This is a genomic window from Paenibacillus sp. FSL K6-1122, assembly GCF_037977015.1.
Classification (GTDB): domain Bacteria; phylum Bacillota; class Bacilli; order Paenibacillales; family Paenibacillaceae; genus Paenibacillus; species Paenibacillus amylolyticus.
In genome coordinates this window covers 2,749,106-2,766,247 of the sequence record NZ_CP150272.1, presented here as the reverse complement: position 1 = coordinate 2,766,247, position 17,142 = coordinate 2,749,106, and the positions used below count along the sequence as shown (strand labels likewise).

The following is a 17,142-nucleotide window of genomic DNA, read 5'->3' as shown; positions in this document are numbered from 1 at the left end:
TCTGAATGTCCAGAGCGTAGTCCAACCGTAATTATCCGTTAATTAAACGTAATATATCATTGTAAGTTACTGCCAGCATCAACACAAACAACATCGCAAATCCGACGAAATGCACCATGCCTTCGCGATTGGGATCAACAGGTCTGCCGCGCAGCGCTTCAATTCCCAAAAATACCAGACGACTGCCGTCCAGTGCAGGTATTGGTAGCAGGTTGAAAATCCCAAGGTACAGACTCAAAATCGCTGCCCATCTCGTTAACTGTTCAATCCCTTGTTTAGCTATTTGTCCTGTCACTTCAAATGTGCGAACTGGACCACCGATATCATCCATGTTGAACTGATTGATCAGATGTTTAAAACCTTCAAATATTATTTTGGTTGTATCAACCATGGCCACGCCTGAGACTTTAAATGTCTCTACAAATCCAACAGATCGGGTTGGTAACGTAGGTACAATTCCAACTTTACCGCCCTCTTGTCCTTCTACAGCACGTGGAGTAATCGTTATATTAAACGTATCCGAACCCCGGCGCAGCGTCCATTCCATCGGCTTGTCTTTGGAATCGGCAATCATCGACACCATTTTTTGTGAATCCGTACCAATTGCAGTACCATTGATGGTTTCGATAATATCGCCCTTTTGCAGGTTCGCCTCATCGGCTGCCCCACCTTCAAGCACTTCACCAATTACAAGATTTTTTGGATTTTCCACTGGAACTCCTGCCATCTGGGCATATACAGCAAACAGCACAAAGGCCAAGATAAAGTTCATGAGTGGGCCCGCAAAAATAGCCAATGCACGCTGTCCAACAGTTTTGCTGCCGAATTGACGATCTTTCGGTGCAATCTGCGTTTGTTTACCACGACTTACCAACATTGCTTGAGGATGAATACGATACTCCTGAATCTCTCCATCTACATCGAGTTGAAGCTTCAGCGCTCTCTCCATATCAATGGAGATGACTTCACCACGTATTACATTTTTACGGTTATCCAGCTGGTCCAGATAGATCATCTTCACCTGGTCATCCGCTGATCTTACCGCAATGGTCTGTCCTTCCTGGATCTCTACCAGTTCCGGATCTTCCCCTGCCATCCGTGCATATCCACCAAAAGGCAACAAACGCAATGTAAACTGGGTCTCGTTTCTTTTATATGAGAACAATTTGGGACCAAAACCGATCGCAAACTCCCGTACAAGAATACCGGCGCGTTTGGCAAAATAATAATGCCCCCATTCATGAACCGTCACGATGACAAAGAACATGAGCACCGTTAGAAATACCACTTGTATGGTTTCCAATCCCTATCCATCCTCCTTCACGGCACACACCGCAGTCTGTCCCTCTAGATTATCATTATTCTCTGATGCCGCACAAGAGAATCACTTCTTCCAATTTGTTATGAAAAAAGAGATTACAGACTAGCCGCAAGCTTACGGCTCTCCTGATCACAACGCGCGATCTCCTGCAGATCAGGCTCGTCCACATTGTGGTGTGCTTCCAGCACAGAAGCAATAATATCTTCTATTTTAAGGAATGAAATCTCTTTACGCAAGAAACGGGCTACAGCAACCTCGTTGGCTGCATTAAACGCCGTTGTTGCGGTTCCTCCCATTTTACCACACTCATACGCCATTCTTAAACACGGGAACCGTTCCATATCCATATCACGGAAATGTAATTTCCCAGCTTGAGCAAGAGACAGACGCTGTGCCGGTGATGGCAAGCGGTCAGGGTAAGTCAGTGCATATTGAATGGGCACACGCATATCTGGATTCCCCAGTTGTGCGATGATGCTTGTGTCATCAAATTCCACATAGGAATGAATAACACTCTCTGGGTGAAGCAATACATTAATCTGATCATATCGAAGACCAAATAACCAATGTGCTTCAATGACCTCGAGACCCTTGTTTACCATCGTTGCCGAGTCTATCGTGATTTTGGAGCCCATTGACCAATTTGGATGTTTAAGCGCATCCTCTATAGTCACGTTCTTCAACTGTTCACGGGTAAGATCACGGAATGATCCACCTGAAGCGGTGAGCGTGATGCCTGTCAGGCGTTCTCTGTTTTCACCATTTAAACATTGGAATATAGCAGAGTGCTCACTATCAACGGGCAGTAAAGAAACTCCTTTGGCAGCCGCTCTTGTCGTAACGATATGCCCCGCTGTAACCAATGTCTCCTTATTGGCCAGTCCGATCTGTTTGCCTGCATCTATGGCAGCAAGCGTTGACTCCAATCCAACACTGCCCACCACCGCTGTAACAACCGTATGCGCATCGGTTCCTGCCGCAACTTCTACGAGTCCTTCGTTGCCATAAAATAGTTGCGTTCCTGCTGGCAAATGTGGAGCTATCTTCTCCGCCAGTTCTTTGGACCCCACTGATACTTTCTTCGGCCGGTAACGTTTGGTTTGTTCGATCAGCAGGTCTGTATTGCCTCCGGCAGCCAGTCCCTCCACTTGAAAGAGTTCTGGATGCATGTCAACTACATCCAGTGTCTGGGTTCCAACGGAACCGGTTGACCCAAGAATCGCAATTTTTTTCATGCTGCACCTCATCTTTAATTATCCAATGCCTACGGCGAACAATGCTGTTATCTCAGACTCATGTTCTTCTTTAGTAGGGCAGTAGCATTAGTATATGTACGAATGGAAAAACAACAATCCAGCTGTCGCACCGATCAAGAATGCCTCCATGCCCTGGGAGAAGACTGCCTGAATCCTTGATATTATATACACGTTTGTATGCAGACTGGATCAAGTCACCCATCTGACCTACAACTGCACAGGCAATTCCGATCACAATCGCTCTCTGCCAGGAAAGCAAACCATCTGATACTAATGCAAAAATAACAGAAGTAACAATTGCAATTACGATGCCACCCAGTGCACCCTCTATAGTTTTGTTTGGACTGATAGAAGGCCACAGTTTGTTTTTACCAATGAGTTTCCCTACAAAATAAGCTCCTGCATCACTGGCCCATATGGAGCCCAGCAACAGGAACGTCCAGAACAACCCATGATGCAGATGTCTGGATTCTGCAATGTAATAGAAACCGATCCCTATATACAACACGCCGAGGAAAAGCATGGCCACTGTATTCACGGGAACTTTATTTTTGGTGACAACCGAAGCTGTCATCAGTACAAGCATTACTATCCAGATGACCTGAAATAAGGATAGCGGTCTTGCCTCCCAAAACATTTCCCAAGGAAACACAATGGCAAACACACCAGCATATCCAATCAGGGCCACACCTGAAAAAGGCATCACCCCGGTCATTTTAACAAATTCATAATAACCGATGAGAGCCATAAGCAATACCAAACCATGGTACCAGGGTCCGCCCAGCATGCAAAAACCTAAAAACAACACACCTGCTATGATTCCTGTCGTTAGTCGCTGTTTCAACGGCTTCATCCTCCATCTATTTCAAACCGCCGTAACGCCTTGTTCTGCGCTGATATTCGGCTACTGCTTCAAGCAAATGCTTTTTGCCAAATTCGGGCCAGTATATATCCGTAAACCATAATTCACTATATGCAAGCTGCCAAAGCATAAAGTTGCTTAATCTCAACTCTCCGCTCGTCCGGATCAGCAGATCCGGATCAGGCATGTCAACCGTCAGCATATGTCTATCAATGAGTTCGGGTGTTATATCCTCTGCCGATAGTTCCCCCGATTTCACCTGCAGAGCGATCTGTTTAACACAGTCCGTCATTTCACGACGACTTCCATAGTTCATTGCAAAATTCAAAACGAGACCTGTATTATGTTCCGTAAGACGAATGGCTTCCCGCAAGGCATTAATGGTATGAGAAGGTAAATGTTCCTCTTGACCCATCATGCGAATGCGCACATTTTTTTCTATAAGTTCATCCAGCTCTATAGCTAGAAATTCTTGCGGAAGTCGCATCAGAAAATCCACTTCTTCTTTTGGACGCGTCCAGTTTTCTGTCGAAAAAGCGTACATCGTCAGATATTTGATGCCCAGTTCATCCGCCGCGATGGTCGCACGTTTGACCGCCTTCATGCCATTTTGGTGCCCGGCTATACGCGGCAGCCCCAAACGTTTGGCCCATCGTCCATTGCCGTCCATGATGATGGCGACGTGCTGCGGGATATTGTCCTCGGATATAGTCAGCGTTTCCTGCTTGTCAGCCCCATTCCACCACGACCGAACCCGTTTGATCATTCCTGTTCCTCCAAAATCCCTGAAGTTTCTTTATCTGAAGCTTGGAAAAAGAGACAAAACCCCACCGTATTGGAGGGGCTGCGCTTGTCTTACACTTCCATGATTTCTTTTTCTTTGGCAGCGAGTACCTTATCGACTTCAGCAATAAACTTGTCGGTCGATTTTTGGATATCATCTTGATGTCTCCGGGATTCATCCTCAGAAATATCTGACTTTTCCAGTTTCTTGATGTCATCATTCGCATCACGGCGAATGTTACGAATCGCTACTTTACCTTCTTCACCGAACTTCTTCGTCAGCTTAACAAGTTCCGCTCTACGTTCTTCCGTCAATGCCGGAATAGACAAACGAATCATGCTACCATCATTGGCTGGAGTAAGACCCAGATCCGATTTCATGATGGCACGCTCGATGTCACTCATGGAGGATTTGTCCCAAGGCTGAATCATCAGTGTACGGGAATCCGGAGTACTGATATTAGCGAGTTGATTCAATGGCGTCATTGCTCCATAATACTCTACCTGAATTCGGTCCAGAAGAGCTGGAGTTGCGCGGCCTGCACGCAAAGTAGCCAGGTCACGACGCAATGCTTGAATTGCTTTTTCCATACGCTCTTCGGCATGTTGTTTAACTGCTTGTGGCATTAATCTACACTCCCTTTAACGATTGTTCCGATACGTTCGCCCAGAACAACACGTTTGATGTTACCTTGTTCCGTAATGGCAAATACGATCAACGGGATGTTGTTGTCCTTACAAAGCGAGGATGCCGTCGAATCCATTACACCAAGGTCTTTGTTAAGAATATCCATGTAAGTCAACTGATCAAATTTCACAGCTGTACTGTCCTTAAACGGATCTGCTGAGTATACACCATCAACTTTATTTTTGGCCATCAAGATAACTTCTGCTTCAATCTCCGCTGCGCGCAGTGCTGCTGTTGTATCCGTGGAAAAGAACGGGTTACCTGTACCTGCTGCAAAAATAACGACCCGGCCTTTCTCCAGATGGCGAATAGCTCTACGACGAATATAAGGCTCTGCAATCTGTTGCATTGCAATAGATGTCTGTACACGCGTAGGCACTTCAATCTGTTCCAAAGCATCTTGCAGTGCCAGCGAGTTCATTACTGTCGCCAGCATACCCATATAATCGGCAGTTGCACGATCGATGCCGTTTTCGCTACCGGCAATTCCACGCCAGATGTTTCCGCCGCCACATACAATAGCAACCTGTACACCAAGTGCAACAACCTCTTTTACCTGTTGGGCAATCGACGAGATCGTATCTGCATCAATACCGTAGCCGTTTTGACCGGAAAGAGACTCTCCGCTGACCTTTAAGACAACACGTTTAAATACTGGCTGTTCCAATTATTCACCCTCCACTTTGAATCGAACACGCTTGGTGTTCAACCAACAAAACTTCTCGCGCATGGCCTCCTGCTTAAAAAGAAAGGAACACAGTTGTGTTCCGCTCTTTTAGGAAAAACGTTTAACCGGTAAGTCACTGTTTTCCTGAGATATAAGGGAGTTTACGCTTCGAAGTTTCATCATTCTTATATCTTCGAAAATCAATTCTGCTCGCCGGTCTATAGAAACCGTCTTATTTATTTACTTGGGACATTACTTCTTCTACGAAGTTGTCTACTTTTTTCTCAAGACCTTCACCCAGTTCGTAACGAACGAAACGACGGATGGAGATGTTTTCACCAATTTGGCTGATTTTTTCGTTCAGCAATTGGGAAATCGTTTTGTCTGGATCTTTAACGAAAGTTTGTTCCATCAGGCAGTACTCTTCGTAGTATTTACCGATACGGCCTTCAACCATTTTTTCAATGATTTTCTCTGGTTTGCCTTCGTTAAGAGCTTGAGCTTTCAGGATTTCTTTTTCTTTTTCCAGCTCATCTGTAGGAACTTCTTCGCGTTTAACGAATTTAGGATTAGCTGCAGCGATTTGCATAGCTACATCTTTAACGAAATCCTTAAATTGATCCGTTTTACCAACGAAGTCAGTTTCACAGTTAACTTCAACCAAGACACCAATGCGTCCACCAGCGTGGATGTAAGATTCTACAACGCCTTCAGTTGCTGCACGGCCTGCTTTGCTTGCTGCTGCAGAAAGACCTTTCTCACGCAACAATTCAGCTGCTTTTGTTACATCACCGTTTGCTTCTTCCAGTGCTTTTTTGCAATCGAGCATACCAGCGCCCGTTCTTTCGCGAAGTTCTTTTACTGCACTCGCATTAACTGCCATTATAAATTCCCTCCAACATTAAGTATTGTACGTTCACTCTAAAAAAAGGGCAGTGAGAGGTTATCCACCTGCCAACCACCCTTTTAATTTAGTTTATAACATATGTTCGAATCTATTAAGCGGAAGTTTCTTCGCCTTGGTTAGCTTCGATTACAGCATCAGCCATTTTACCTGTCAGCAATTTAACAGCGCGGATCGCGTCGTCATTACCTGGGATAACATAATCGATCTCATCCGGATCGCAGTTAGTATCAACGATACCAACAATTGGGATACCCAATTTGCGAGCTTCCGCAACAGCGATACGCTCTTTGCGTGGATCGATGATGAACAGGGCGCTTGGCAGGCCTTTCATATTTTTAATACCGCCCAAGAATTTCTCCAGACGATCTTTTTCTTTGCGAAGCAAGATAACTTCTTTTTTAGGCAATACAGCGAATGTACCGTCTTCTTCCCAAGCTTCCAACTGTTTCAAACGATCAATACGTTTTTGAATAGTTTGGAAGTTAGTCAGGGTACCGCCGAGCCAGCGTTGGTTAATGTAGAATTGACCAGCACGTTCAGCTTCTTCTTTAACAGAATCTTGAGCTTGTTTCTTAGTGCCCACGAAAAGAATTTTACCATTCTCTCCTGCGATTCCTTTAACGAAATTGTAAGCCTCTTCGACTTTTTTCACCGTTTTTTGCAAATCGATGATGTAAATTCCGTTTCTTTCAGTGAAGATATAACGATCCATTTTTGGGTTCCAACGACGAGTTTGGTGACCGAAGTGTACCCCAGCTTCGAGAAGCTGCTTCATGGAGATTACTGCCATCTTCACACACCTCCTAATATGGTTTTTATTGTGTCCTCCGCCGGCATCATTTTTCGCCAAGACTCTCCATAAGGAAAGCACCCTCAACAAAATTAGCACATGCGTGTGTTTTAACACCGTTATCTAATATAGCATAACTGACTGTCCGATGCAACAGTCTTTGAAGCTAAAATCTACTTTTCATTTTTTGCTAGTATCGAATCATTTAAAACTTGATATGTAACTCATCGCTAATTATTATCAAGCTTTGAAAATGTACCGTTTAATACGCAAAAACCGTCCTGTCCGAGCATGCTCAGTTTGACGGTTCTTTCGTGATTTTTGCGATAATGGATTTGAAACTTTCGCCTTTTTCAAGCGTATAGGTACCCACCTGGATTTTGGTATTGATTCGCTCAGCCTTGCCAGCCTTTATGAATGCTTGAGCATCATCTACGATTCCCGCAGTTTTTAGGTTTGCTGCAACGATCGCCAGACTGTTGCCTGAACGTACTTTGAATGATACTGTTGCGCCTTTCGGATTGCTTGGCGTTACAGGTTCTGTTGTCTTCGGCTCAGTTATCTCTTTCTGCCCTTCACCTTCACTTGCAGCAGGCTCTTGTGGCTTTTCAGGCTCGGTAGGTGTTTCCGTAGAGGTTACTGTCTCAGGTGGTGTTGCTGTTTCCCCTTGCAACTCACTGCTTTCCTGCTTTTTCTTCTCTACCCACTCAGCTTCTGTGTACAATTCCTCTTCAGAACCGACCACCTTCATATCCAGGCTTTTTGCGGCTGTTTCAAGTTGTTCTTTGGTTATATTGGCAGTCTGCTCGGAGTCCAGATTACTATCCGACAATGCATTTTGTCCAACTGTGGCCAGTTGAAGCAAAACCGCACCAATAATCATGCCGCTCCCCAGACCAATCCATAAGGATCGCTTGTCCATGACTTAGCTTTCCTCCCGTTCTGCCAGTTGCAGTATTAACTGTACCTCACCTCGCTGAATGCCTGTCTGCTTGGATATGGCATCCATCGACTTACCTTCAGCATGTAGATTAAAGAGTTCTGCATATCGATCTTTAATCGATTCACGCCCAGGCAAAGATTCGACTTCACTGGTCTGTTGGTCTGCTTCTAACGCCTGCTGGGCCGCCTCTGCTTGTACACTTTTCACGAGTGCTTGGGCTTGCAAACCTTCGGAAGATTGTACGGATACATTACCGGAGTGTGGAACAGGTGATGCGACAGCTTCGTTCTTTTTGCTCTGTTCCAGCTGATCCAACCGCTGCTGTAATTCCTGAAGTTGCATTTGCATACGTTGATCGGCTGCTGTCGCTTCTCCCTTCATTTCAGCCACACGTTGAATAAGAGCATCATTATCATTTTCGATCTCGGTCATGTAGTGCTCAAGCGTAGATTCCATCTCCTGCACCAGTTGATGCCCAGGCTCTTGCGCCTTGTTTTTCCGAGGCATAATACAAGCGTAGGCGATGGCGCAGGCCCCTAATATGACAATAATGATCCATGGTGACAAATTGGGTTCTCTCCTTCTGATTCAACCATCGGTGCGCAAGACTGCATGTCCATAACAACCATTTATTATAAAGACAGATCTATGTGTTTTCCCTTGTACGGGTGCTCTGCAGGTTTGACAGTTTCTTGAGCCTGAGCAGTCTCCTGTCCATCGGAACCACTCTGCTGATCCCCATCATGGTTATGACCATCACGCACCGAAGTCTGTGAAGTTTCGTCCATTGCTTCACTTCGTTGCCTTGCTTCATTTGCTTCTTTCGACGTTTGCTCTGCCAAAAGATTCTGATCCGTAATCGGTCGCTGCTGGGCTTCACTTTGATAACGTCCCGCTTCACTTGTTCGTGGTACCGCAATCTGCAACTCCACTGCTTTGAAACTCATACGCTCACCTCACGGTTTCGAATGGATTTCTTCCTGTGCCTGAATGCTGTACTTAAACGTATGGAACCATCGTAATATCACCATCGTGATAATAAAATGAAATTCGACTCACTGGATCTTTAATAAATTTCGTGTATCTGCCGATAACTATTTTAGAGCCTCCATAAATCATCTTCAGAATATCAACACGAGCATTACTTGTATCTTCAAGTGCCTTTTCAATTTCAAAGATACGCATTTTCGTTTCTTCACTTATACGAAGAGCAGATTTCTGCGTAGCATTCAGCTTGATTCGCATCGACATCTTATCTGGAGTTAGTTGTCCAGCGGCAGCTAATTGATCCAGCAATGTCAAAGCTTTCTTCGTTTTGTCCAAGGAATCCATCTGCTCTCTGACTTCCTTGCGCAAATCATTGAGTTCGTTACGCAGCTTTGGTAGCACACCAACTTCAATGGAAGTGACCGTGGACATGCTGTTGCCCACAACACGCGCTGAGACGTTCTGGCCAGCCTGGATCGAGCCACCAACAATAAGACCCTTGGTTCCCGCACAGATGACACCGTGGCCAGCACGAATATTAGAATGCATAATACTTTGGGAAACCAGAACATCTTCACCGGCATCTACGTTGCCTTCTTGAATGAAAGTACATTTAACATTATGGCCTGCTTGTACCAGTCCTTTGTTATAACCAATAATACCACCGGTAATTTCGATTGAGCCGCCTGCTTCCAGTTCAGCTCCTTCGACACCTCCGACGACACGAATGTCCCCTGCTGCTTTTACTTTAAATCCGGTAAGTACATTGCCTCGTATGACAACTGTGCCTACAAAGTCGATATTACCGTTATTGTAGTCAACGTCACCATTGACTTCATAAACCGGAAACACATTCAGTTTGTTACCGTCCGTTTTGGTAACCAGCCCATCCAGTGCAGCATACATCGCAGAACCATCCGGGTTAATCACAACGTTTTTCCCAACTTTAAACCGAGCTTCTTTTCCCGGACGATAAGGAATTTCCTCACCCGTTACTGCCCTGCCTGGTATGCCATCGCTAGGAGCGATCCGCTCTGCAATGATCTGACCACTACGGACATTGTTTAATCGGGTCACTTCTTTGTAATCAACAGTTCCATCTTCCGATTCCAGTGGTCGTCGTTCATTCGTATCGTCCATTCCAACCAGGACCTTGATGAAGCCATCTGTTCCTTGAATGGGAGCGACACCTTCTGCAATCTTGTATTTATCTTTCAAATAGGTTTCAGGGTTGTTCACAAAAAGTAATAATGCCTCTCGCGATACACCTTGTTTGATGCCCTTGTTTGCCACAAATTGTTCAAGTTCATCGATCGTGCAGGCAAAGCCTTCTTCCTCTTTGGAAAATTCAAGGTAGGCTGTGCATTTGTCGTCCGATAAAACAATGTTTAAACATTGTTCCAAAGCAGTCCGCTGTGTCACCGCAATTCTTCCCCCTTTTAGACTTTCCACTCCCCAAACTCCAATGATATTACTTCTCTCTATTAATCTTTACGCATCAACAAATCTTTCTGTTTGTCCAACGTGCCGCGTAATCGTAATATTGCCTTGGAATGTAACTGGGATATACGAGACGGAGAAAGAGACATAACCTCAGCAATTTCACTAAGAGAAAGATCTTCGTAATACAAGAGTGAAACAACCGTTCTCTCTTTTACCGTCAACTTGTCAAGCCCTTGCACCAAAGCTTCCTTCAAATAAAACTCATTCACTTTATAATCCGGATTTTTGGCTTTCTCATCCACCATCAAAGACAGACGAGTCTCAGACTCTTCCTCACGAATTGGGTCCTCCAACGAGCAAAGTGACATGACTGCCACTTCCTGAAGCATATGTTGAAAATCTTTAGTGGATACGTCCAAGTACTCGCTCATTTCCTCATCACTAACAGACCTGAGATAACTTTGTTCCAGCTGTTGGTAGGCGTCTTCAATTCGCTTGGCCTTCTCACGCACAGAACGCGGAACCCAATCACCTTGACGCAGACCGTCAAGAATGGCTCCGCGGACCCTCCATGATGCATAAGTTTCAAATTGCAGACCACGTTCATAGTCGAACTTCTCCAATGCATCAATTAACCCCATAACGCCATTGCTCTCCAAGTCATCCTTGGGAACATTTTTGGGTAAACCAACAGCCAGTCGACCGGATACATAATTTACAATATGAAGATACTTTTCAATCAACGTTTTCTTGGCTTCAAGATCTCCATGTTCTTTCCACTTTTCCCACAGATCAGAATGGTTCAAATGTGAAGCTTTACGCTCGTTCAATTACTTTCACCCTCCTTATTTGTCTGTCAGGTGACGAACGGCCTGCGCCAATTCCTCCGGATCCTTGGTCCGGACAAGTTTAGGCGGATCCAAAGGGGCGAATCCCGTTGGAGCTTTCGTCTCAGATGGCGGAAGATCGTCCCCAGATGAAGCGTTCTGTCCACTCTTGAGCAAATCATTCAGCTCTTGTCCATCGTCTTCGATTTTAATGTCCACCTGTGAACCTCTTTGATCTTGAGCACTTGATGAATCATAACCATACCCATTTCCCTCGATCTGAGGGTTCAGCAGCAATCCCAATCCCCAGCGTAAACCATATGCAAGGACAAACCAGGCTACGAATCCGATCAATCCGCGAATTAAACTGGTCATCAGCACATTGCTGCTGTATGCTACAAAAAAAGTAAGAATAAACCCAACGATGCCTGCTCCAAGATTAATGCGGTAGTTTCCTATCATAGTCTTATAGTTCCTTTACACCCATTTGTACGCTTCGAATAGTCAAAAGTCCAGTTTCACAATCCATCTCAATCGTTCGTCCATAATTCCCACCCGTATCTTCTGCTAGAAGAGGGATATTGAGTTTTTGAAGCCACTCTCGACAAGAATCTGCATTCCTTGGTCCAATACGCATTGTATCTCCAGCACCAGCAAAGGCAAACATCTGAGAGCCTCCGGCCATTTTAGACACAATACGTGAGTGAGAAGCGCCTAGTTTAATCATCTTTTCCAAAAGCTCAGGCAACGCCGTATCCGCATATTTCGCAGTGTTCAGTTTCCCTTCACGGGCAATCTCTGAAGTAGGAAGCATGACATGCGCCATTCCAGCCAGCTTCAAATGTGGGTCATACATTGTTAATCCCACACACGAACCCAAGCCAGTCGTACGGATTACACCAGGAAGATGAGCGATGTTTAAATCCGCCATACCGACTTTAACGACGCTTTTGTCCTCAATCATGGCTCAGTGGCACCCCTAGCGATTCAAATATCTTTGCAAAGGATGGTGGATCCGGAATGAGGAAAAACTGACCCTCAACTTGATCTTCACCTTCAAAGAAAGATGTGTCAATCAACAATGCAGCGTCACCCATCTCGCCAAATTGCAGCAAGCCATAACTTAGAATGGCACCTGCCATGTCGATGGCAAGTCCAGGGACAGTTGGATACATAGACAACTTCGTGAAATCTGCCAGAGAAGAAAGATAGGATCCAGCCAAAATATTTCCAATCTCGGAAAGCGCTGATTGTTCCATATCTGTAAAATCGAGTCCTTCTTTTAGATCAAATCCGGCAAGTCTATTCAACAACATTTTAGCAGCCTCTGGTGTCATCATAAAGAAAAGATTTCCCGGTGCTTCGCCTTCTACACGAAGAAACACGGTAACCACGATGCGTTCATCTCCGCCCACTTTTTCGGCAACTTCTTCAAAAGGGAGCATTTGTACTGTAGGTACACCCATGTCAATCGGTCTGTTGAGGAGTTGAGACAACGCCGTTGCGGCGTTGCCTGCTCCAATGTTACCGACCTCTTTGAGCACATCCATCTGGAATACCTCAAATCGGTTGAACATCTCCACGGTACTAGCCCTCAACACTTTCCAGCTGTACAATCTCGCTTTTATTTAATACTTCGTTTAGGTTGAGCATGATCAACAAGCGTGAATCTTCCAATTTAGCAACACCTCGCAGGTATCTCGCTTTGACGCCGCCAACCACTTCTGGCGGGCTATCGATCGCACTGCTCTTGATATCAATAACATCATTGGCAGAATCTACGATAAAGCCAACTTGCATGTCGTCTACACCTACGATAACAATACGAGTCTGATCCGTGTATTCCGTTTCCGGAAGGGAGAAACGACCGCGTAGATCAATGACCGGAATGACAACACCGCGTAGATTAATAACTCCTTTTACAAAGGAAAGTGTCTTGGGAACACGGGTAATTGGCATCATGCGCTCAATCGTCTGAACCTTGTCTACCTCAATACCATACTCTTCGGAACCCAATTTAAAGACGATGACTTTCAACTCTTCTTCCATGTAAAAAACCTCCCTATTAAATGTAAGACTTAGCTCTATGCTTATTTAATAAATGCATTAGGATCAAGAATCAGGGCTACTTGTCCATCTCCGAGAATGGTTGCTCCAGAGATTCCTTCAATAGCAGGAAGATAGGTTCCCATTGATTTGAGAACAATCTCACTTTGTCCAATAAATTCTTCAACAGCTACGGCTGCAAGACGGTCGCCTTTGCGAATCACGACAATTTCTGTTTCTTGCTCATCAGCGTCATTGAAATCCGGTACAGAGAATACTTCGCTCAAAGACAAGTACGGAATCAGTGACTCACGGAACGTGATCATTTTATTGCCGTGAATATTACGAACTTGCTCACGTTGTACAATGGCCGTCTCTACAATGGAGGATAACGGAACAGCGTATTTCTCAGAACCAAGTCGTACAAGCATTGCAGCAATGATGGATAGAGTCAACGGAAGCTGAACAGAGAAGTTCGTGCCTTTGCCTGGAGTTGAATGAATCGTTACATTACCGCCAAGCGAAGTGATCTTCGATTTTACTACATCCAAGCCAACGCCCCGGCCAGAGATATCCGAGATAATATCAGCAGTACTAAAACCAGGTGCGAACAACAGTTGATTCACTTCATCATCACTCATCTTGGCACCTTGTTCTTCGGTAACAACACCACGTTTGATCGCGGTTTTCAAAAGCTTGTCGCGATAGATACCTTTACCATCATCTTCAATCTCGATAAATACGTGATTTCCACTGTGGAAGGCACGCAGGTTTACTGTACCCATCTCTGGTTTACCTGCAGCTACACGCTCTGCAATGGATTCCACACCATGGTCAACCGCGTTACGCAGTAAATGCACAAGCGGATCACCAATCTCATCAATTACCGTACGATCCAGTTCCGTCTCAGCACCTGTAATCACCAGATCGATTTTTTTATCAAGTGTCTTAGCCAGATCACGGATCATGCGCGGGAATCGATTAAATACGGTATCTACCGGAACCATTCGCAATTTCAGTACAATATTTTGCAAATCTGTGCTAACTCGACTTAAATGAGCTACTGTATCAGATAAATCATTGTTGCCTGTTTCACTGGCCAGTTGCTCCAGACGTGAACGGTCAATCAACAATTCACTGAACAGGTTCATCAATACGTCGAGACGTTCAATATCCACACGAATGGTACGTGAAGGTGCAGCAGCTTGCTTCGGTGCAGCTGTTTTAGCTGGTGCCGTTGTGGTTTCTTCTTTGAATACAGAATTCTTATCCGGCGAAGCAACCTCAGCTACAGCTGTTGGTGCGGGTGGCGCTTCAACTGTAGCTGCTACCTGATTGGCCATCTGCTGAAGAGTCTCCTGATCCAGTTGAATGAGCTTTGCACTTTCAATTTCAGAGATACTCATGATGCCTTCTTCCAGTTCGTGCGCTTCTTTAGTTGTTATGTAATACAACGAGAAACTGCGCTCAAACTTCTCCTGCTCAATATCCTGAACGGATGGGTAAGCCTTAACGACTTCACCTGAACGTTCCAGCATATCAAAGACCATATAAGCCCGTACACCTTTTAACTGGCTATGCTCGCTAACAAGCACATCCACGTAGAACACACGATGACCTTCGGCGATCGACTGATCCAGCACTGAATATTGGAATTCATCCAGCTCCACAGCCGAAGAGATTGAAGCGTTAGCCGGCTTGTTTGTTTCTGTAGCAGGTCCATTTCCGTTTGTCATTTCACCATTTTCAATGGCTTGAAGTGAAGCTACGATCGACGACACATCTGCTTTACCTTGTCCACCTTCGGTAATATCCTGAACCATAGTTTCCAAAGCGTCCAGACTCTTGAACATGGTATCAAAAATGTAATCCTGCATTTTCAACTTCTCATTACGAACCAGATCCAACACATTTTCCATTTTATGTGTCAGTGATGCCAAATCTTCAAAGCCCATAGTTGCTGCCATACCCTTCAAGGTATGAGCAGAGCGGAATATAACCTGAACTATGCCCAGGTCTTCCGGATTGCCTTCAAGTTGAAGCATGTTTTCGTTAAGCGATTGCAGATGATCATTAGACTCATCAATAAACATGGATAAATATTGGTTCATGTCCATTGTGAGGCACCTCCTCCGTGAGTTACACTCCGTTATTTCACTGCTTGAACAAGTTTAGAAGCAATCTCCTGCAATGGCAGAAGATGACGAACGCATTGCAGCTCTACAGCAGAACGCGGCATACCATATACAACACATGTTTCTTCATTCTCGGCAAAGGTTGATGTAACTCCGGCTTCGTATAATCTCTTCATCATACGTGCTCCATCACTTCCCATTCCCGTTAGCAAAACAAGATGCCTTTGTAAAGATGTAAACGGCAGAAGTGACTCAAACATCGTATCCACTGAAGGTCTATGGCCATTCACTGGTTGATCTTCAGTCAGCTTCACGATAAACTTCCCGTCTGCTGTTTTGTTAACTTTCACATGGAATCCGCCAGGTGCTATATAGGCGGTTCCTTTTTTCAGAACCATGCCCTCTTCAGCTTCAACCACATGCAGTGGACTGAATGTATTCAATCGTTGAGCCAGAGAACGTGTGAAATTGGGCGGCATATGCTGCACAATAATGACCGGTGCAGGCAAATCAGCAGGCAACTGCTCGAGCAATGTCTTGAGAGCCCTCGGTCCACCCGTAGAACAACCTATTGCCACAAGTTTGTTGAATGGTCCTTCCAGCCCCCCTCCACCTTTGGGAACAGGATTAGGCTTGATTACATCCTTGGCTTTTGCAGAGGCAGAAGTTGCCGCTATTTGATCAGCTGCCACTCTAGCTGCATTAGGTAGTCGAACTTCCTTTGGAGTCTGTACTGGATTAGCTGACCTCACTGCTTTTTCTGCCTTCGTCCCCAAATTACGCTCAGCCTTTGGCAAAGGCTCCGGTTTATTCTCTACGCGACCTGGTTTTGAAGGTGACAATGGTTCAATTGGTTTCTTTGCTTTGGCCTGAAAGGCTTCAGTCCGCTCTCGAAGAGAGCGTTGAATCGTCTCGACAGGTTCGATCGTTTTTTTCACAGGCTCCGCTCGATCCCTAGCCGGCAGTTCTTTCTGCACTGGCTGAGTTGGGGGAGCAACTGCTCCTCGCAACATGTCTCTATTTTTCATGGATAACTCACGATCAGCTTTTCTTTTAATCTCATTCATCGCAGCTCGCATGCGCTCAACCAAAGCTTTACCAACTTGAGCAATATCCTGGTCATGTGAAATAGATGGTTTGCGAATGAAGTCAAATGCCCCAGCTTCAAGCGCCATAATGGTTTCTTTCATGCCTTGTTCATTGATACCAGAGAGCATAATCACAGGAACGAAAGATTCCTTCATAATTGATTTTAATGCATCCAACCCATTCATTTCGGGCATCTCAACGTCCATTGTAATAATATCGGGTTTCAATTCTAGTGATTTTTGAATCGCTTCTCTACCGTTTGATGCCGTTGCTGTAACCTTGAATTCTGGATCCGCTTGGATCAAATCCGTAACAATCTTACGCATAAAAGCGGAATCATCGACAACCAATACTTGATACGCCGCCATGTTGTGTCACCCCTGTTTCCTTTATTCAGA

The 17,142-nt window shown here is 45.0% G+C and carries 19 protein-coding genes; all 19 read right to left on the bottom strand.

Annotated elements, in window-relative coordinates; all coding sequences use genetic code 11:
- Positions 1–31: 31 nt before the first annotated feature.
- The 19 genes from rseP to cheB all read right to left on the bottom strand — a co-directional run bounded on the left by rseP (position 32) and on the right by cheB (position 17,112).
- The gene (rseP, locus tag NSQ20_RS12820; RefSeq protein ID WP_036609317.1) at positions 32–1,303 is read right to left on the bottom strand and encodes an RIP metalloprotease RseP; all 1,272 of its coding nucleotides are present in this window, start codon (positions 1,301–1,303) and stop codon (positions 32–34) included.
- Between the two features lie 113 nt (positions 1,304–1,416).
- Positions 1,417–2,556, bottom strand: coding sequence for a 1-deoxy-D-xylulose-5-phosphate reductoisomerase (locus NSQ20_RS12815; RefSeq protein WP_340032688.1), 1,140 nt, complete (start codon positions 2,554–2,556; stop codon positions 1,417–1,419).
- A gap of 70 nt (positions 2,557–2,626) precedes the next feature.
- Positions 2,627–3,421: a phosphatidate cytidylyltransferase gene (locus NSQ20_RS12810; RefSeq protein WP_036670385.1), complete on the bottom strand. Its 795-nt coding sequence runs from the start codon at positions 3,419–3,421 to the stop codon at positions 2,627–2,629.
- A 16-nt stretch (positions 3,422–3,437) separates the two neighbouring features.
- Positions 3,438–4,205 carry an isoprenyl transferase gene (locus tag NSQ20_RS12805; protein ID WP_017689151.1) on the bottom strand — a complete coding sequence of 256 codons (768 nt, stop codon included), beginning with the start codon at positions 4,203–4,205 and terminating at the stop codon, positions 3,438–3,440.
- A gap of 89 nt (positions 4,206–4,294) precedes the next feature.
- The gene (gene frr, locus NSQ20_RS12800) at positions 4,295–4,849 is read right to left on the bottom strand and encodes a ribosome recycling factor (protein WP_036670384.1); all 555 of its coding nucleotides are present in this window, start codon (positions 4,847–4,849) and stop codon (positions 4,295–4,297) included.
- Complete coding sequence (pyrH, locus tag NSQ20_RS12795; protein WP_017689153.1) at positions 4,849–5,577, bottom strand: UMP kinase; 729 nt, start codon at positions 5,575–5,577, stop codon at positions 4,849–4,851. The genes frr and pyrH overlap by 1 nt, the downstream gene beginning before the upstream one ends.
- 232 nt (positions 5,578–5,809) lie before the next feature.
- Positions 5,810–6,460, bottom strand: a complete 651-nt coding sequence (gene tsf, locus NSQ20_RS12790) for a translation elongation factor Ts (protein ID WP_017689154.1) — start codon at positions 6,458–6,460, stop codon at positions 5,810–5,812.
- Positions 6,461–6,575: 115 nt separating this feature from the next.
- Positions 6,576–7,274 (bottom strand): 30S ribosomal protein S2, encoded by a 699-nt coding sequence (gene rpsB / locus NSQ20_RS12785; RefSeq protein WP_017689155.1) that lies wholly within the window; start codon positions 7,272–7,274, stop codon positions 6,576–6,578.
- Between the two features lie 295 nt (positions 7,275–7,569).
- On the bottom strand, positions 7,570–8,196 hold the full coding sequence (locus NSQ20_RS12780) for a hypothetical protein (RefSeq protein ID WP_339188209.1): 627 nt from the start codon (positions 8,194–8,196) through the stop codon (positions 7,570–7,572).
- Positions 8,197–8,199: 3 nt separating this feature from the next.
- Positions 8,200–8,784, bottom strand: coding sequence for a hypothetical protein (locus NSQ20_RS12775; RefSeq protein WP_339188210.1), 585 nt, complete (start codon positions 8,782–8,784; stop codon positions 8,200–8,202).
- 65 nt (positions 8,785–8,849) lie between these two features.
- Positions 8,850–9,164, bottom strand: a complete 315-nt coding sequence (locus NSQ20_RS12770) for a hypothetical protein (RefSeq protein ID WP_036609332.1) — start codon at positions 9,162–9,164, stop codon at positions 8,850–8,852.
- 52 nt (positions 9,165–9,216) lie between these two features.
- Complete coding sequence (locus NSQ20_RS12765) at positions 9,217–10,626, bottom strand: FapA family protein (protein ID WP_076249810.1); 1,410 nt, start codon at positions 10,624–10,626, stop codon at positions 9,217–9,219.
- 62 nt (positions 10,627–10,688) lie between these two features.
- Entirely contained in the window at positions 10,689–11,477 is a 789-nt protein-coding gene (locus NSQ20_RS12760; protein WP_017689160.1) for a FliA/WhiG family RNA polymerase sigma factor, read from the bottom strand.
- Between the two features lie 15 nt (positions 11,478–11,492).
- On the bottom strand, positions 11,493–11,936 hold the full coding sequence (locus tag NSQ20_RS12755; protein ID WP_253507499.1) for a hypothetical protein: 444 nt from the start codon (positions 11,934–11,936) through the stop codon (positions 11,493–11,495).
- A gap of 4 nt (positions 11,937–11,940) precedes the next feature.
- The gene (locus NSQ20_RS12750) at positions 11,941–12,438 is read right to left on the bottom strand and encodes a chemotaxis protein CheD (RefSeq protein ID WP_017689162.1); all 498 of its coding nucleotides are present in this window, start codon (positions 12,436–12,438) and stop codon (positions 11,941–11,943) included.
- Entirely contained in the window at positions 12,431–13,051 is a 621-nt protein-coding gene (locus NSQ20_RS12745; protein ID WP_091017763.1) for a chemotaxis protein CheC, read from the bottom strand. The genes NSQ20_RS12750 and NSQ20_RS12745 overlap by 8 nt, the downstream gene beginning before the upstream one ends.
- A 10-nt stretch (positions 13,052–13,061) precedes the next feature.
- On the bottom strand, positions 13,062–13,523 hold the full coding sequence (locus NSQ20_RS12740) for a chemotaxis protein CheW (RefSeq protein WP_036609340.1): 462 nt from the start codon (positions 13,521–13,523) through the stop codon (positions 13,062–13,064).
- Positions 13,524–13,564: 41 nt separating this feature from the next.
- Positions 13,565–15,637 carry a chemotaxis protein CheA gene (locus NSQ20_RS12735; protein ID WP_340032687.1) on the bottom strand — a complete coding sequence of 691 codons (2,073 nt, stop codon included), beginning with the start codon at positions 15,635–15,637 and terminating at the stop codon, positions 13,565–13,567.
- A 32-nt stretch (positions 15,638–15,669) separates the two neighbouring features.
- Entirely contained in the window at positions 15,670–17,112 is a 1,443-nt protein-coding gene (gene cheB / locus NSQ20_RS12730; RefSeq protein ID WP_047842490.1) for a chemotaxis-specific protein-glutamate methyltransferase CheB, read from the bottom strand.
- Positions 17,113–17,142: the final 30 nt, after the last annotated feature.

Bases quoted from the DNA above. Each gene is read 5' to 3' on its own strand.
- NSQ20_RS12770 (WP_036609332.1), bottom strand. From the start codon at position 9,164: ATGAGTTTCAAAGCAGTGGAGTTGCAGATTGCGGTACCACGAACAAGT.
- NSQ20_RS12750 (WP_017689162.1), bottom strand. From the start codon at position 12,438: ATGATTGAGGACAAAAGCGTCGTTAAAGTCGGTATGGCGGATTTAAAC.
- NSQ20_RS12735 (WP_340032687.1), bottom strand. From the start codon at position 15,637: ATGGACATGAACCAATATTTATCCATGTTTATTGATGAGTCTAATGAT.
- NSQ20_RS12805 (WP_017689151.1), bottom strand. From the start codon at position 4,205: ATGATCAAACGGGTTCGGTCGTGGTGGAATGGGGCTGACAAGCAGGAA.
- tsf (WP_017689154.1), bottom strand. From the start codon at position 6,460: ATGGCAGTTAATGCGAGTGCAGTAAAAGAACTTCGCGAAAGAACGGGC.
- NSQ20_RS12745 (WP_091017763.1), bottom strand. From the start codon at position 13,051: ATGTTCAACCGATTTGAGGTATTCCAGATGGATGTGCTCAAAGAGGTC.
- frr (WP_036670384.1), bottom strand. From the start codon at position 4,849: ATGCCACAAGCAGTTAAACAACATGCCGAAGAGCGTATGGAAAAAGCA.
- rpsB (WP_017689155.1), bottom strand. From the start codon at position 7,274: ATGGCAGTAATCTCCATGAAGCAGCTTCTCGAAGCTGGGGTACACTTC.
- NSQ20_RS12740 (WP_036609340.1), bottom strand. From the start codon at position 13,523: ATGGAAGAAGAGTTGAAAGTCATCGTCTTTAAATTGGGTTCCGAAGAG.
- cheB (WP_047842490.1), bottom strand. From the start codon at position 17,112: ATGGCGGCGTATCAAGTATTGGTTGTCGATGATTCCGCTTTTATGCGT.
- NSQ20_RS12755 (WP_253507499.1), bottom strand. From the start codon at position 11,936: ATGATAGGAAACTACCGCATTAATCTTGGAGCAGGCATCGTTGGGTTT.
- NSQ20_RS12780 (WP_339188209.1), bottom strand. From the start codon at position 8,196: ATGGACAAGCGATCCTTATGGATTGGTCTGGGGAGCGGCATGATTATT.
- NSQ20_RS12815 (WP_340032688.1), bottom strand. From the start codon at position 2,556: ATGAAAAAAATTGCGATTCTTGGGTCAACCGGTTCCGTTGGAACCCAG.